The organism is Antarctobacter albus (assembly GCF_900101505.1).
Classification (GTDB): Bacteria; Pseudomonadota; Alphaproteobacteria; order Rhodobacterales; family Rhodobacteraceae; genus Antarctobacter; species Antarctobacter albus.
The window spans coordinates 1-15,453 of record NZ_FMZI01000005.1 but is presented as its reverse complement, the minus strand read 5'-3'; the positions used below and the strand labels follow the sequence as shown (position 1 = coordinate 15,453).

At 67.1% G+C, this 15,453-nt stretch carries 16 protein-coding genes; 5 read left to right on the top strand and 11 right to left on the bottom strand.

The window, feature by feature from the left end; all coding sequences use genetic code 11:
- Nucleotides 1-3: 3 nt before the first annotated feature.
- Both BLQ71_RS09645 and BLQ71_RS26375 read right to left on the bottom strand, forming a co-directional pair.
- The gene (locus BLQ71_RS09645; protein ID WP_074621566.1) at nt 4-372 is read right to left on the bottom strand and encodes a hypothetical protein; all 369 of its coding nucleotides are present in this window, start codon (nt 370-372) and stop codon (nt 4-6) included.
- Between the two features lie 4 nt (nt 373-376).
- The gene (locus BLQ71_RS26375; protein ID WP_157923296.1) at nt 377-535 is read right to left on the bottom strand and encodes a hypothetical protein; all 159 of its coding nucleotides are present in this window, start codon (nt 533-535) and stop codon (nt 377-379) included.
- A 90-nt stretch (nt 536-625) separates the two neighbouring features.
- Here BLQ71_RS26375 and BLQ71_RS09640 point away from each other — a divergent pair, with 90 nt between their 5' ends.
- Complete coding sequence (locus BLQ71_RS09640; protein WP_074621565.1) at nt 626-1,207, top strand: TetR/AcrR family transcriptional regulator; 582 nt, start codon at nt 626-628, stop codon at nt 1,205-1,207.
- A gap of 3 nt (nt 1,208-1,210) precedes the next feature.
- On the opposite strand, the gene BLQ71_RS09635 is transcribed toward BLQ71_RS09640, so the two are convergent.
- Both BLQ71_RS09635 and BLQ71_RS09630 read right to left on the bottom strand, forming a co-directional pair.
- A complete protein-coding gene (locus BLQ71_RS09635) occupies nt 1,211-1,684 on the bottom strand; it encodes a GNAT family N-acetyltransferase (protein WP_074621564.1) in 474 nt (157 codons plus the stop codon).
- 188 nt (nt 1,685-1,872) lie between these two features.
- Entirely contained in the window at nt 1,873-3,246 is a 1,374-nt protein-coding gene (locus BLQ71_RS09630) for an FAD-binding oxidoreductase (RefSeq protein ID WP_074621563.1), read from the bottom strand.
- A 143-nt stretch (nt 3,247-3,389) separates the two neighbouring features.
- Here BLQ71_RS09630 and BLQ71_RS09625 point away from each other — a divergent pair, with 143 nt between their 5' ends.
- Complete coding sequence (locus BLQ71_RS09625; RefSeq protein ID WP_172430418.1) at nt 3,390-4,997, top strand: chloride channel protein; 1,608 nt, start codon at nt 3,390-3,392, stop codon at nt 4,995-4,997.
- 10 nt (nt 4,998-5,007) lie between these two features.
- Here BLQ71_RS09625 and BLQ71_RS09620 read toward each other — a convergent pair whose 3' ends face one another.
- Nucleotides 5,008-6,381, bottom strand: a complete 1,374-nt coding sequence (locus BLQ71_RS09620; RefSeq protein ID WP_074621562.1) for a DUF2610 domain-containing protein — start codon at nt 6,379-6,381, stop codon at nt 5,008-5,010.
- Between the two features lie 145 nt (nt 6,382-6,526).
- On the bottom strand, nt 6,527-7,510 hold the full coding sequence (locus BLQ71_RS09615) for an SH3 domain-containing protein (protein ID WP_074621561.1): 984 nt from the start codon (nt 7,508-7,510) through the stop codon (nt 6,527-6,529).
- Between the two features lie 246 nt (nt 7,511-7,756).
- On the opposite strand from BLQ71_RS09615, the gene BLQ71_RS09610 reads away from it, so the two are divergent.
- Nucleotides 7,757-8,569, top strand: a complete 813-nt coding sequence (locus BLQ71_RS09610) for a sulfotransferase (RefSeq protein WP_074621560.1) — start codon at nt 7,757-7,759, stop codon at nt 8,567-8,569.
- Nucleotides 8,570-8,632: 63 nt separating this feature from the next.
- On the opposite strand, the gene BLQ71_RS09605 is transcribed toward BLQ71_RS09610, so the two are convergent.
- Nucleotides 8,633-8,974, bottom strand: coding sequence for a DUF427 domain-containing protein (locus BLQ71_RS09605; protein ID WP_043137881.1), 342 nt, complete (start codon nt 8,972-8,974; stop codon nt 8,633-8,635).
- 59 nt (nt 8,975-9,033) lie between these two features.
- Complete coding sequence (locus BLQ71_RS09600) at nt 9,034-10,800, bottom strand: aminopeptidase P family protein (RefSeq protein WP_074621559.1); 1,767 nt, start codon at nt 10,798-10,800, stop codon at nt 9,034-9,036.
- 140 nt (nt 10,801-10,940) lie between these two features.
- Here BLQ71_RS09600 and BLQ71_RS09595 point away from each other — a divergent pair, with 140 nt between their 5' ends.
- Nucleotides 10,941-11,411 carry a hypothetical protein gene (locus BLQ71_RS09595; protein ID WP_074621558.1) on the top strand — a complete coding sequence of 157 codons (471 nt, stop codon included), beginning with the start codon at nt 10,941-10,943 and terminating at the stop codon, nt 11,409-11,411.
- On the opposite strand, the gene cobT is transcribed toward BLQ71_RS09595, so the two are convergent.
- Nucleotides 11,395-13,272, bottom strand: coding sequence for a cobaltochelatase subunit CobT (gene cobT, locus BLQ71_RS09590; RefSeq protein ID WP_074621557.1), 1,878 nt, complete (start codon nt 13,270-13,272; stop codon nt 11,395-11,397). The two genes, BLQ71_RS09595 and cobT, sit on opposite strands and share 17 nt — an antisense overlap.
- 121 nt (nt 13,273-13,393) lie before the next feature.
- Here cobT and BLQ71_RS09585 point away from each other — a divergent pair, with 121 nt between their 5' ends.
- Nucleotides 13,394-14,425: a hypothetical protein gene (locus BLQ71_RS09585; protein ID WP_074621556.1), complete on the top strand. Its 1,032-nt coding sequence runs from the start codon at nt 13,394-13,396 to the stop codon at nt 14,423-14,425.
- 6 nt (nt 14,426-14,431) lie between these two features.
- Here BLQ71_RS09585 and BLQ71_RS09580 read toward each other — a convergent pair whose 3' ends face one another.
- Complete coding sequence (locus BLQ71_RS09580) at nt 14,432-14,827, bottom strand: hypothetical protein (protein WP_074621555.1); 396 nt, start codon at nt 14,825-14,827, stop codon at nt 14,432-14,434.
- 88 nt (nt 14,828-14,915) lie between these two features.
- Nucleotides 14,916-15,326, bottom strand: a complete 411-nt coding sequence (locus tag BLQ71_RS09575; RefSeq protein ID WP_074621554.1) for a hypothetical protein — start codon at nt 15,324-15,326, stop codon at nt 14,916-14,918.
- Nucleotides 15,327-15,453: the final 127 nt, after the last annotated feature.

Below are 15,453 nucleotides of genomic sequence, written 5' to 3'. Positions count from 1 at the left end.
GCCTCAGCTCACGGGCAGGGGCCGGGCGCGCCGCAGGATCCCGGTCAGCAGCACGGCGCAGGCGGCCTGCGCCGTGACCACGGCGGGCCAGATCATCGGAAATGCCGGGTCGACGTATTTTTGCGGCCCAAAGGAGACCAGCGCCGCGAGCGCGGCCAGAGCCGCCAGCACGCCTCCCGTGCGGGACTGGTCGGCCAGCAGGTAGGCGGCCGCGCATAGTCCCAGGGCCGCGCCCAGGAATGGCGCCATCGCGAAGAGGGGGATCGCCTGTGGCGGGTGCGGCGGCACCCCGGCGTAGAGCGCACCCAGCATGACGGCTTGCAGGATAAAGAGCGTGGCCAGGGCGGCGCGGCGAGCGGATTGATCGGGCATCACATCACACCGGCAGTCTGCGCGCCGCGATGCGGGCAATGGTCTGGCGCAGGTGAAACGCGATTGCAGAGAGGATCGAGACGCGCCGGGGCTGTTGCCGGGTCTGCAAGTCCAGTTTGCGGCGATCGTGATCGTCGCAATAGTCGAAATAGGGATGGGTCATTGGCGGTCTCCAGGATTAAAAGCGTACTAATGTGTACGCCTTGTCAATATCCGTACACACGGGTACGGATTGCGTCAAGGGAGAGATGCCATGCGACCAGAGAACAAGGCGGAACGAGAGGCGCAGATCGCCGAGGCGGCCTATGCGGTCCTTGCGGAAAAGGGCTTTGCCGGGTTGTCGATGCTGGCGGTCGCGAAGCGCGCCAAGGCGTCGAACGAAACGCTGTACCGCTGGTACGGTGACAAGACCGGGCTGTTCCGTGCGCTGATCCTGCGCAATGCCGAGCAGGTGACAAGGCGGCTGGAGGCGCTGCCGGACGGGGGCGCGGGGCGCGCGGCGCTGGAGGCGCTGGGGGCGGCGTTGCTGGACATGCTGTTGAGCGAACGCGCCGTGGCGCTGAACCGCGCGGCGGCGGCGGATGCCAGCGATACGCTGGGCGTGGTGCTGGCAGAGGCCGGCCGTGGGACGGTCTTTCCCCGCCTGCTGGCGGTTTTCGAGCGGCTTTGCGCCGCCGGCGAGGTGGGCGGGCCGCCCGAGGAGACGGCGGCGCTTTGGGTCGATCTGCTGGTCGGGGACTGGCAGGTGCGGCTTGTCACCGGGGCGATGCGGATGCCCGATGCCGATGCCCGCGCGGCGCGGGTGCGGCGGGCGGCGGACGGGGTGCTGATCTGAGGCTCAGGCGGTGTCGAGCCGGTACTTGCGGAAGGTTTCCGGACCATAGCTCGTGTCACCGATGTAGTCGGCGCCCATGCGCCGCAGGGCGCCGAGGTTCTTGCGCGAAGGCGGCAAGAGGAAGGTCACATAGGGAATGCGCGGGTCATCCCGCGCGATTTCCAGCGCCTGCCGTGCGATCCGGAGACCGAGGCCGAACCGGTCCGGGTGCAGCACGAGGCCGAAATCCCAGTCCTCGCCTTCCTTCTGGAAGCCGCCCCAGCCGACATAGTCCCCATCGGCAAGGATGGCCCAGTGGCCAAGGCCGTCGCGCTGCCAGCAGGCTTCCTTGGTGGCGACGAATTGCGCCACCGTATCGGCATCCCATGCGCCGGTGAGCAACGGCATGTGTTCCGCGACGCGCGGGTCGGACATATGGGCCTGGATCAGGCCGGGGTCGATCTGGGGCAGGCGGACAAAGCGGATGGTCGGGGGCATGGGGGCGGTCTCTTGGCGGTTGCTGCCGCAGGGAAAGCCGGTTTGGCGCCCCGGGGCAAGGCCGCCGCGGGGGCTGTCACGGGGGAGTGATGCCCTGTGTGGCCGGTCCTTCGGGCGCCCCGGCTGCCGGGCCTGCGCCCGTCAGCGGCCCACCCTCCGGCCACGGCCCGTTTTTCTGGTCTCTGCCGTCAGTTTCCCGGCACCAGCTTGCCGGGGTTCATGATGTTCTGAGGATCGAGCGCGCGCTTGATCGCGCCCATGACCTGCCAGCCCTGGCCGTGTTCCGCAGCCATGAAGGGCAGCTTGCCATAGCCCACGCCATGTTCCCCGGTGCAGGTGCCGCCCAGTTGCAGGGCGCGTTTCGCCATGCGTGCGGCAAGGTCCTTGGCGGTTTGCAGTTCGGCGGGCTGGTCGGGGTCGACCAGCAGGATGGCGTGAAAGTTGCCGTCCCCGACATGGCCCAGGATCGGACCGGGAATGCCGCTGGTGGCGATGTCGGCCTGGGTGGCTTCGACGGCCTCGGCCAGGCGCGAGATCGGCACGCAGATGTCGGTGACGACGCCGCGCGCGCCGGGACGCGAGGCGAGGATGGCGTAATAGCCGTTGTGGCGCATGGCCCAGAGCGCGCGGCGTTCCTCTTCGCGGCCCGACCAGCGGAAGGCACTGCCGCCGTGATCGGCCACGATCTCGGCAAAGCGTTCGGCGTCCTGTGCGGTGCTTTCGGGGCTGCCGTGGAATTCGACCATGAGATGCGGTGCCTCCGCCATGTCGGTCCCGGCATAGGCGTTGAAGGCGCGCGCGGTCTGGTCGCAGGCAAATTCGATCCGGGCCATCGGGATGCCCATCTGGATCGTCTCCATGACGCAGGCTGTGGCGGCCCCCATGTCGGGAAAGGCACAGATGCCGGCGCTGATCGCCTCTGGCACGCCGTGCAGCCGCAGGGTCAGTTCGGTGGCAAGACCCAGCGTACCCTCGGACCCCACCATGAGCGCGGTGAGGTCATAGCCGGCGGCGGATTTGCGCGCGCGGGTGCCGGTGCGGATCATGCGGCCATCGGCCAGAACCACCTCCATCCCCAGCACGTTGTCGCGCATGGAGCCATAGCGCACGGTGGTGGTGCCGGAGGCCCGCGTCATCGTCATGCCGCCGAGCGAGGCATTGGCGCCGGGATCGACCGGAAAGAAGAGGCCCGTGGCGCGCAGTTCCTCGTTCAGGGCCTCACGCGTGACGCCGGGCTGCACGGTCACGTCCATGTCGGCGGGGCGGATTTCCAGGACCTTGTTCATCAGGCGGAAATCGACGCTGACACCGCCTTGCAGGGCCTGCCCGTGGCCTTCGAGAGAAGTGCCCGCGCCCCAGCCGATCACGGGCACGCTTTCGCGGGCGCAGATCTCGACGATGCGGCGCACCTCTTCGCTGGTGCGCGGATAGGTGACGGCCTGGGGCGGCGTGTTGGGGAAATAGGATTCCGAGGCGCCATGCGCTTCGAGATCGGGCTTGGACAGGCTCACGCGTTCGCCTAGGAGGGTTGTCAGATCATCGATCGCCTGGGCGATGGGCATGGGGGACTCCGGAAAACTGCTCGGGTCACCTTAACCAGTGCCTGCGGCGCGGGAAAGTCACCGGATTGAGGGAGGCCGGATTGCCGAGCCTGCTGCAACAGCAAATGCACAGGATCCGCTCCGGCTTTGGCCGAGGCTGGGACATGTTGCGCCATCGCGGGCCGGGCCAGATCCAGTTCTGGTTCATCGCCTTGGGGCTGGGCGTGGCCTCTGGCCTGGCGGCGATCGCCTTTCGCTTCGCGATCGAGAGCCTGCAGACGCTGGTCTATGGCACACCGGACACGCAGACTCTGCATTCCTTTGCCGAAGGCCTGCCCTGGGTCTGGGTGCTGCTGATCCCGGTCTTCGGGGGCATCGTGGTGGGGATCATCCTGCATGTTGCCACGCCGGACGGGCGGGTGCGCGCCGTGGCCGACGTGATCGAGGGCGCGGCGCTGAACGACGGGCGGGTCGAGAAAAAGGCCGGCATCGCTTCGGCACTGTGTTCCTGGATCACCCTGTCGACCGGGGGCAGCACGGGCCGGGAAGGGCCGGTCGTGCATATCGCGGCGATGTGCTCCAGCTGGGTCGCCAACACGCTGAAGGTGGACGGGATCACCGGACGCGACCTCCTGGGCTGCGCCGTGGCGGCGGCGGTTTCGGCCAGTTTCAACGCGCCCATTGCCGGGGCGCTTTTCGCGCTGGAGGTCATCCTGCGTCATTTCGCCTTGCACGCGTTCGCTCCCATCGTGGTGGCCAGCGCGGCAGGCACGGTGATCAACCGGCTGGTTTATGGCGACGTGACCGAATTCGTGCTGCCGGGCACGACCACGGTGGAATTCTACCTCGAGCTTCCGGCCTTCTTCATCCTAGGCCTCGTCTGCGGTCTGGTGGCGGTCATCATGATGCAGTCGGTGTTCTTTGCCGATGACATGGAAACGCAACTGCAGAAGAAGCTGGGTCTTCCCTATTGGCTGCGCCCGGCAGTGGCGGGGTTGTTGCTGGGCGGGATCGCGATCTTTTTCCCGCATATCATCGGGGTCGGGTACGAGACGACGAGCCGCGCCCTGACCGGCGGTCTTTTGATGCACGAGGCACTGGTCTTTGCGGTGGTCAAGGTGGCCGCGGTCTCGATCACGATGGCGGGGCGCATGGGCGGGGGGATCTTTTCGCCCTCGCTGATGGTGGGGGCACTGACCGGGCTGACCTTCGGCCATATTGCGACCGGCATTTTCCCCGAGGTGTCCTCGGCCTTCACGCTTTATGCGCTGGCAGGGATGGGGGCGGTGGCGGCCGCCGTCCTGGGGGCGCCGATCTCGACCACGCTGATCGTCTTTGAGCTGACCGGGGACTGGCAGACGGGGCTGGCGGTCATGGTCTCGGTCTCGATGTCGACGGCAGTGGCGTCACGGCTGGTGGACCGGTCCTTCTTCCTGACACAGCTGGAACGGCGCAACGTGCAGCTGGCGGCGGGGCCGCAGGCCTACCTGCTGGCGATGTTCCGGGTGCAGGGCGTGATGCGCAAACCCACGGATGAGGGTGCGGCGGACGAGGCAACCTGCGCGCAGATGATCGAGGACGGGCTATACGTCCAGGCGGGGGCAACGCTGAAGACGGCCTTGCCGATGCTGGACCGCACCGGGGAACCCTTCCTGCCGGTGGTGACGATGGACGCGGGCGAGCCGGTTCTCCAGGGGGCGCTGTTCCACGTCGACGCGCTGAAGGCCTACAACCGGGCCTTGGCGGCCACGGCCGAGGAAGAGCACAGTTGAGGCGGCGCCCCTACTTCTGGATGTAGCGCAGGCCGTCGTCGCCGATTTCCTGCCCGGTCAGGTCGGTGTAGCTGGCCCCGGCGGCCTGGGCCATGTCCCAGACCTCGGCAAAGGAGCGGCGCACCTCCGGCGGCACGGTGCAGCCGCGGGTCTGTTCGATCCAGTCGAATTGCGCATCGGCCATGCCGTGGCCGCGCGACCAGTCCCAGACGTAGATTCCGTACTGGGCCGTCTCGCCCGAACAGTCAAAGCCGAGCGTGAACCTGCGGATCGTGGCGACGGGGTAATCGGTCTGGAACATGCGCAACTCATCCTCCGACCGGGGCGCCTGGCCCGAGGCGGTCAGCGACTGTTGCACGGCGCGGGCGGCCATCAGTCGGTGCACGGGCCAGCCGCTGTCCTCTGACGGCGCGGCCTCTGCGGCGCGATCATAGGCCCGATAGGCAACAGTCAACGCCTGTGCGTGGTTTTCGGCGTCATGAAGGGCTTGCCAGAGGTCCAGCAGGGCCTGCGCATCGCCGGTGCTGGCGGCCAGGGTCAAGAGACGCAGCAGCTCGTCCGGATCGGCAGGGGCGACACGTCCCGCGCGGATGTCCCCGGCCAGCCAGCCTGCAGCGCGGGGATCGCCCCCGGCGGCGGCCAGGCGGTATTCGACGGCGGCGGCCTCGTGGTCGGGGCTGTGCCCGTCCCCGTCCCGCAGCAGCAGACGCGCAGCATCCAGTCCCGCTACCGTGTCACCGGCGCGCAGGGCGGCCCGGTACCATTCCAGCGCCTTGTCCAGGTCGCGGGCGGCGCCACGGCCATTTTCACGCGCGCGGCCCAGCCAGAACATAGCCTGGCCGTCCCCGGCCTCGGCGGCCTGGCGAAAGAGCGCGACGGCCCGTGCGTCGTCCTGCGGCAGGCCCTCGCCGTCCCAATGCAGGAAGGCGAGATTCGTCATGGCCATCGGCAGCCCGGCCTCTGCCGCGTCACGGAACAGGTCTATGGCGCGCTGCATGTCCTTTTCGACACCCCGGCCATCGGCATAGAGCGCGGCGAGATTGTTGATCGCCAAAGGAAACCCCGACTGGGCGGCGCGGTCGTAGAGGCGGGCGGCCTCTGCAAACTGGTCGTCCGAGGCGTCCAGCGCGCGGGCCAGCTGGTAGATGAGGCGCGGGTTGCCCGGTTCGGCGGCGAGGGCGGCGCGACAGGCGGGGATGGCGCGTGCCGCGTCCAGCTCCTCGAAGGGGACGCCCGGAAAGGCCGCGGGCAGGCCGCTGTCCAGGTTGCTGCCCGCAAGCCGGTGACAGGCCTCTTCCACGCCGGCAGTGGCGGGCAGGGCCGTTGCGGCCAGCGCCAGCGCGCTGACAGCGGCAAGGCAAAGGCGGTGTCCTGTCGAATCCATGTCGTCCTCGGGCTGTGTGCGGGCAATCCTAGCCAAGCTTCGGCAGAGGGAAAGGTCCGTGAATCCGGAACCTCCGGTCGGACAGCGCAAAGGCGGACCCCGAAGGGTCCGCCGTGCCGGCCTGTCCTGGTATCGACTGGGCGGATCAGTCGATCTTGCCGAGGTTTCTCAGGACGCAGAGCTGCATGTCCTGGCCGCTGCGGCCCACGCAGGCGGTGACGGCATCGGCGAAGTTGTCATAGGTCTTGCCGTTCCTGCGTCCGCCGCCGTGGCCGTAGCGGTCGTCGCGGTCCCAGCCGCCGCCCTTGTGGTTGTCCCTGTGGCCGTCATGGCGCCCGGCGTTCGGCGGCGCCACATAGCCCGGGTCACCGTTGACCAGGTAGTCGCCGTGGGCCCAGCCGGTCTTGCCGGAGGCATGGCGCAGGAGGATCCACTTGCCCTGGCGGCCAAGCTCGGTCACGCGGTCGCGCTGGTGCATGGTCATGACCACGGGGTAGTCGGTGCCGGGGCCGTTGCGGAGGTTCAGCCCGGCGTAGCCCGGTGCGTAGACATAGTAGGTCTGTCCGGCGTGGTCGCGGTCATGCCAGTGACCGTGGCCCTTGCCCGGACCCTTGCCATGTCCGGCGTCGACCTTGTGAGCGGACAGGAACCGGCGGTGCGCATAGCCGACCTTGCCGCGATAGAAGACCTTGTACCACTTGCCGTCCTTGTCCAGCACCCGGAGCGCGTCGCCATGCGCCATCTTGTCGATGACGTGGTGCTTGCCCGACGGGCCGCTGCGCAGGTTGAGGTGGCCGTGGCGCGGCGCGTCGACCCAGTAGGGCTGCCCGCGGTCGTTGCCGCCATAATGGCCGCCATGACCGTGGCCGCGCGGGCGGTGATCGGACAGAAAGCGGCTGTGCGCCCAGCCGACGCGGCCGGAGACATGTCGGACCTTGACCCATTTGCCAGGAGCGCGCAGCACTTCCACCTTGCTGGCGTGGGGCATCTTGCCGATCACCTGGTAGTGGGTCGAGGGGCCGGTGCGCAGGTTGAGAAAGCCGTCGCGAGGCGCATCGACCCAGAGGGTCGTGGCCGCCGCCGCGCTGGCGAAGAAAAGGGCCGAAAGAAATGTGAGCAATCTGAGCATGGGTTCGTCCTTTGTTGCCGGAAGCGATGACCCACACCTGGGCCATTTCGCTGCAATCAGGCAATTACGGGCGCTTGTTAGTAGATAGCATGCAATGATTTCAGAGGCTTCCGGCATTCTCCCCGATTTGCCGATTTCCGCTTATTCGACGTTTGGGGCACCCTGTGACCGTGGATTCCGGCTTGGCCCAGGGGCGGCGACTGGGCTATGCCGCATCGACCCCCTGTGTAGCCGAAAGATCCGCCCGTGTCCCGAAGCCCGCTTGTCCTGGTCGTCGGCCCTCCGCACAGCGGCACGACGATTCTCGATGCCGCGCTGGGCGTCTCGCCGCATGTGGTGGGTGTCGGCGAGGCGTTGCGTCTGACCGCCGGGGCCAACCCCGGGCATCTCGACGGCGGCGCATCGGAACGGATCTGTACCTGCGGGACGCGGGCAGGGGACTGCCCGTTGTGGTCCGGTGTCTTGCCGCACCTGGGATCGGGTGTCAGCGTTGCCTCGCATTTTCCGCTGGTCGCTGCCGCGGCGCGCGGATTGTCGCCCGAGGTGCGTCTTGTCCTCGACAGTTCACCGAACGCGCTGGACTATCTCGACGCGCTGGAGGCGTTTGACGTGCGGGTCCTGCAGATCACCCGCGACGTGCGATCCTGGGTGGCCTCGCGCCGGCGCCGCAAGGGGGACAACCTTGTTTCGGCCCATGTGACCTGGTTGCGCAACGTGGTCGGGATCGACTCGGCGCTGACCGACAGCGGTTTGCCGCGCTTCCGGCTGGGCTACGAAGAGCTGGCCCTGCGCCCGCGCGAGGTTCTGGGGATGATCTGCGACTGGCTGGGAGTGCCCTTTGACGAGGAGATGCTGACCCCCTTTGGCAATACCGGCAGCCATATCATCACCGGCAACAGCAGCATCCGGACGCGCCGTCTGGCGGCGTCGATCCGCTATGACGGCAGCTGGATGGTCTCGGATGATTATCCGCTGGCCTCGGCTGTGCTGTCGGCGCTTTGTATGCGCACCAACCGGCGGCTGGTCTATTCCAACGATCTGCTGAAACGGCGCACCTGATCCGATGAAAAAGGCCCCGCGCGCCGGTGCGCACGGGGCCGGAAATCTGCCGAAACGGCGTCTTCAGACGTGTTCGACCGTCACGCCGTCCTGACCGTAGAAGGCCAGGTGATCCTTGATCTGGGCGACGTCGCCCTTGGGCTCCTCGTAGGACCAGGCGGCGTTTTCATAGGTCTTCGACTTGGACACGATCGAGAAATAGCTGGCATCGCCCTTGTGCGGGCAATGCGTGCTGTGATCGGTCCGGTCGAGAAAGGCCATCGCGATGTCCGCGCGCGGGAAGTAGATGACCGGAGCATGGCCGTCCTCGTGCAGTTCCAGCGCATTGCCGGTTTCACCCAGCACGGCACCGCCAGCGCGGACAACCCAGGTGCCGGTGGCCGGCGTGATGGTGATGTTGCTCATGTCTTATCCCCCATGTCTTTTCCCCGCATCACAGACACGGGCTTTGTAACGTTGTCATGTCAGATGACAGAACATGCGTCCGAGAGCCACTGCCCCGTTGCCGCATCCAGGTGCGGGGTCAGCAGCTCATGTACGCGCCGGTGGTAGTCGTTGAGCCAGTTTCGCTCATCCGCGGTGAGCAGGTTAGGGTCGATCAGCCGCCTGTCTATGGGCACCCAGGTGAGGGTTTCGAACTGCAGCATCTCTGCCACGGTCTGACCATAGAGCTTGGGCGCCATCTCCACCGCGATCAGGTTCTCGATCCGGATGCCATAGGCGCCTTCGCGGTAGAACCCCGGCTCGTTCGACAGGATCATGCCCGGTTCCAGCGGCACGGTGCCGGTGCGGGCGATGCGCTGCGGGCCTTCGTGGACAGACAGGTAGGCACCGACGCCGTGGCCGGTGCCGTGGCCGTAATCCAGCCCCGCCTCCCAGAGCGCCACGCGGGCAAAGGGATCTATGTCGCGGCCCGCCAGTCCCTTGGGGAATCGCAGGCGAGAAACGGCGATCATGCCCTTTAGCACGCGGGTAAAGGCCTCTGTTTCCTCGGCACCGGGGTCGCCGATGGCGATGGTGCGGGTGATGTCGGTGGTGCCGTCGACATATTGCCCGCCGCTGTCGACCAGCAGCAGCTCCCCGTCCTTTACCTCGCGGTTCGTGTTTTCGGTGACGCGGTAGTGTACGATGGCGCCATTGGGACCGGCGCCCGAGATCGTCTCGAAAGAGATGTCGCGCAGGGCATTGGTGGCGCGGCGTTCCTCCTCCAGCTTTTGCACGACGGCGATTTCGGTCAGGCTGCCCGGCGGTTGCATGTCGAGCCAGGCCAGGAAACGCACCATCGCCAGCGCGTCGCGCAGGTGGGCGGCGCGGGTGCCTTCCAGCTCGGCGGCATTCTTGCGGGCCTTGGGCAACAGGCAGGGATCCGGCGCCTCTTCCGGGTCGTTCAGCGCCTCGGCCACGGCGACGGGACAGGTGGCGGGGTCGATCTGGACCTTGCCTTCGAGGGCCGCCAGATCGCCAAGAAAGTCGCCGGGCGCGCGCAGCGTCACCTTGTCGCCCAGGTGGTCGCCCAGGTCGGCCAGCTTGGCCGCATCCATGTAGAGCGTCACACGCCCGTCACCGTGCAGCACGGCAAAACCATGCGGGACCGGGTTGCGGGGGATGTCGCTGCCGCGAATGTTCAGCAGCCAGGCGATGCTGTCGGGCAGGGTGATGACGGCGGCGCCCGCGGTCAGGTCTTTGGCCAGGCGGGCGATCTTGTCCTCATGCGCCTCGCCGGCCAGTTCCAGCGGTTGGGCAAAGACCGCGCCCTGCGGCGGGTCGGGCTGGTCGGGCCAGATGGCATCGACGAGGTTTCCGACCGGGGCCAGCGTCACATCGGGCAGCTTGGCCGACAGGGTGCGATGCTGCTCGACGCTCAGCAACCAGGGATCGAACCCCAGCCTGCCCTTGGGCAGGGCCGCGCCGATCCAGTCGGCCAGCGAGGTCTCGGGCCAGTCGACCTTTTCGAAATCCGCTGCCACCTGGGCCTTGACCTGCACGCGATAACGGCTGTCGACAAAGACGGCGGCGCGGTCGCCCAGAGCCACGCACCAGCCCGCCGAACCGGTAAAGCCTGTCAGCCAGGCCAGGCGGTCGTCCCGAGGGGCGACGTATTCGCCCTGGTGGGCATCCGCACGCGGCACGAGAAAACCGTCTAGGCCTGCCTCGGCCAGCTTGTCGCGCAGGGCCGCAAGGCGGGGCGGCCCCTGGTCGGGCGAGGCCGTCTCGGTGAAGGTCTGGAACATGGGTGACTCCTTTGCGGCGCAGGTTAGCGGGCGCGGCGGCGGTGACAAGGGTCGGCGAATTGACCCTGTTCGGGCTTTTTCGCACCGCCCGCGCAATTCATGTGCTAAGTCGCTGAAAACACGACAGGGGGAAACGAGCAGTGCAGGACGACGCGGAAGCCCGGCGCATCTTTCAGGACATGCTGGATCGCTGTGGGGAGGCCATGCTGGCGGGGGACATGGCGGGTGTTCTGCGCTGGTTCACGATCCCCAACACGGTCGAAAGTTTCGAGGGGCGCCGGGTGCTGGGCACGGTGGAAGAAACCCGGGACCTGTTCCGTACTATCATGGCGCGCCAGCGAGAGCTGAGCATCACGCATATGATCCGCAAGGTCACCCATGCCGAGTTTCGCGATGCGGACACGATCCGGGCCACGCATGAGACACGCTACATCCATCACGGAACGGTCCTGTCCGAAGCGCCGCACGTCGGCCTGTCGATTCTGCACCGTTACCCGGACTGCTGGAAGGTCCACCATGCCCAGTTCACGGTCGCGGGACGAAACCCGTTGAATAGCGCGATCCAGCGGGTGCCCGGGTCCAGCGACAGTCCGATCAGCCGGCGCGTTTGATCCCGGCAAAACGGGCCCGTGCACGCGGGTCGCTGTCAAAGAGCGCGGCAAGCTGTTCGGTCATCGCGCCCGCCAGCTGTTCGACATCGGTGATGGTCACGGCGCGTTCGTAGTATCGCGTCACGTCGTGGCCGATGCCGATGGCCAGCAATTCCACCTGGCGCTTGCGCTCGACCATCGCGATCACGTCGCGCAGGTGCTTTTCCAGGTAGTTGGCCGGGTTCACCGAAAGGGTCGAGTCGTCCACCGGCGCGCCGTCAGAAATCACCATCAGGATCTTGCGCGCCTCGGGCCGGCCCGACATCCGGCGGTGCGCCCATTCCAGCGCCTCGCCGTCGATGTTTTCCTTGAGCAGGCCCTCTTTCATCATCAGGCCAAGGTTGTCGCGGGTGCGCCGCCAGGGCGCGTCGGCGTGCTTGTAGATGATGTGGCGCAGGTCGTTCAGGCGCCCGGGCTGCTGTTCCCGGCCCGCGTTCAGCCAGTCCTCGCGCGCCAGCCCGCCTTTCCAGGCGCGGGTGGTAAAGCCCAGGATCTCGACCTTGACGCTGCAGCGTTCCAAGGTGCGGGCCAGGACGTCGGCGCAGATCGCCGCAATCGAGATTGGGCGCCCGCGCATCGACCCGGAGTTGTCGAGCAGAAGCGTCACGACCGTGTCGCGGAACTCCATGTCCTTTTCGACCTTGAACGAGAGCGGCGTCGTCGGGTTGGCCACCACGCGGGCCAGCCGCCCGGCGTCGAGGATGCCTTCCTCGCGGTCGAATTCCCAGCTGCGGTTCTGCTGGGCCTGAAGCCGGCGCTGCAACTTGTTGGCCAGCCGCGACACCGCGCCCTTGAGCGGTTCAAGCTGCTGGTCGAGATAGGCACGCAGGCGCTCCAGCTCGATCGGTTCGGCCAGTTCCTCGGCCGAGATTTCCTCGTCGTGGTCGGTGGAATAGACGCGGTAGTCCGGGTCCGCCTCCGAGATGGGCTGCGGGGCGGGCGGCTCCAGCGGGGCCTCGCCCTCGGGCATCTCGGCCTCTTCACCCAGCTCCTGGTCGGCCATGTCATCCATCGTGACCTGGGCCTGGCTGGGGTCCTGCGTCTCTTCCTGGGATTGTTCGGGCGAGGCTTCGGATTCTTCGCCGTCCTCGTCGTCTTCGCCGGTCGAATCGGGTTCCTGCTGATCGTCCTGCTGGTCGTCGACGCCCTCTTCCTCGGACTGGTCGTCGAGGTCGGGGTCATCGCCCAGCTGGTCGCCATAGCCCAGGTCGGTGATCATCTGGCGGGCGAACCTGGCAAAAGCCGACTGATCGGCCAGCGTCTCGTCGAGTCGGTCCAGTGTCTCGCCGGCGTGATCCTCCATGAAACCGCGCCACAGTTCCATGACGTTGGCGGCGTCGGGCGGCAGGTCGCGGCCGGTGGCAAGGTGGCGGATCAGGTAGTTGGCGGCCTGGGGCAGGGGCGCCTCGGCCGCCTCGCGGATCTGGCCATAGCCGCGCCGCGTCGCCTCGGAGGCGATCTTGGCGTCGATGTTGCCGGCCGTGCCGGGCATGTCGCGCGCGCCCATCGCCTCGCAGCGGGCGGTTTCCATCGCCTCGTAGAGCTCACGCGCCATGTCGCCCTGCGGCAGGTAGCGCGCATGGGTGCCCGCATCGTGGTAACGGTGGTACAGCGCCAGAGCATCCGCGGTGCCACGCGCCAGCATCACCTCGTCCCGCGTCATCCGGCGCGAGACCTGCGGCAGGCGCATCGCCTCGCCGGAGACACCGGCGGGATCGACAGTGTAGCTGACCGAAAGATCCGGGTCGTCGGCCATCACCTTGGTGGCTTCGGCGAGGGCCTTCTTGAACGGATCGGCGGGGTTGTCGCTGGGCTTGTTCATGGCGCTTGTTATCCGTCCTTTGGGCGCCGCCCGCAAGGGGGCGCGGGCTTGGTCCGGGCGGCTTCGTGGGGTAGGATCGACGCATTCCCGGACCCATTCCCGACCCAAGAGGATTTTGATCATGCCGCGCTGGTTTCTTGCCCTTCTGGTCTGCCTGTTGCCCGCCGCCGGGCGGGCCGATGTCACCTGTGCCGAAATGCAGGCTGCGCTGCATGTGCCGCAGCCCGTGGGCGCCGTGTCCGAGGACCCGGACGGCCCGCTTGGTTGCAGTCGCAAGGCGCTGGAGATGTTCGTGCTGAACACGGTGGCGGTGGCCGAGGCGGCGCCGGTGACGGACCTGTCGCAGCTGCACGGGGCCTGGCTGGGTGACCTGGTGCTGCCTTACCTGCTGGGCATCACCGTACCAGGGCAAGAGGTGCTTGTCTTTGCCCCGGGTGACGAGCCGGACACGGTCAGGGTGACGCAATACTGGATGCGGGCGCTGACCTTGCCACATTCGCCGCTCTGGTCCGATGAAGGGCAGTATGCGGGTGTCGCCGCCGAGGCCACGCTGGAACGTGATGGCGATGGCCGGTTCAAGGTGGCCGGTTTCGGTGAGTCGCTTCGCTACGGGACGCTGCGCCTCGAGGATCCGCGATCCTACGACCTGCTGGTGAAGGCGCAGCTCAACCATTTCGAATTGCCGTTTTCGCTGGGGAGGTCAGGCGATGTGCTGGTGCTGGAAGGTGCGCTGCGCGATCCAACCACGCGTGATCCGGGTGCCTACAAACGCACCTATACCCGCATCGCGCCGGAGGCGGCAGAGCTGGCGCTGGCCACGGTTCTGACCTTCGAGTTGAGGCAGGCCCGCTACATGGATTGCCTCGCCCACCAGATCACCGAGGGGCAGGGGCCCCTGTTCGACGCGCTGGGAGAGGGCGGCTTGCCATCGCTTGAGCATTTCGTGCGTGCGTCCGTGGGCGATGCGATGGTCACTGACCGGCTGAGCGGCCAGTTGCGAAGTGCCACGGACGAGGCCGAGCGCAAGCGGCTCCGGGAGGTCCTGCGCGCCTCCGCCGAGGCGCGGGTCGCCCAGTTCAGCGATCCTGACCGGCGCGCCTTCATCGCGCGGATGATGGAGGCCTCCGGCGGTTTTTGTCCTGATTTCTTCTGACCGGGGTCAGCTCAGCAGCAGGGCAGAGCAGGGCCGCATGGCCTGCCGTGCCGCCGCAGCGGCGCGGCGCTTGCGGTCGGGGTCGGTGTGGAACGTCGCGATCTGCAGCAATTGTGCCTGCGCCATCTTGGCACGGATGCGCATGTCCAGGATCTGCGGGCCCGCCAGGCCCGAATTGGGCGCGACCGTGTCCAGCAGCATTTCGAACATCGCGCGGCGGTCCTGTTCGGCCTCTGCGCCACCACCGATCAGCCAGCGGTGTTCCATCTCTGCCGAGGCGCGGCCGAGACAGACGGCAAAGACCTGGGTTCTTTCCCGCGGCGCGTCAGTCAGTGCCGCCAGGGGCATGGCGAGGAGGGAGAGGAGGCCAAAGAGGCCGATAAAAGTTTTCAAAGCGACCATAATTTGAGATTCGTAGCAGGATTTTCGCTCAAAAATAAGGCGAAATGAAAACTTTTCGTGCCGACGTGGCGCGGGCGACCCGGGCCAGTCACGCACCAAGCGGTATCCGCCCGATCACCAGGCGATCACAGGCAGAGAGTTGTTGAGAGATCACGCCCAGGGCGATCCGGCTGCGGCGCGGATCGGTGCCGAACCGCGCGGTGTCGAGCAGCCCGCTGGCGGCGTGTTTCCGGGCGATGCGAAAGCTGATCAATTGCCGCTTTATCTGATTTTGATCCGGCGCGTCATGCAACGCCGCCGCCAGCATTGCGGCAAAGAGATCGCGCCGCATGGCGGCAGCCTCGGTGTCGCCATGCATCAGCCAGGCATGTTCCAGAACGGCGGTATAGCGTGCCTGGCAAGCGGCCAGCGTCAGTGCCTCTTCCGAGGGGGAGGCGGTGTTCGCCGCGTGCAGCGCCGATCCGAAAGCCAGGAGAAGCGCCGCGAGATATGTTCGCAAACCGTTCATGCAGGGAACGGTAGCAAGCAGAGATTTAAGAAGAGTTTTCGAGACCGCGCGTCACCGGCGCAACGGGTGCTGTCAGGTGGCTAGGGTCAGGACCCATTGATTTGGTCTGACTGGCATG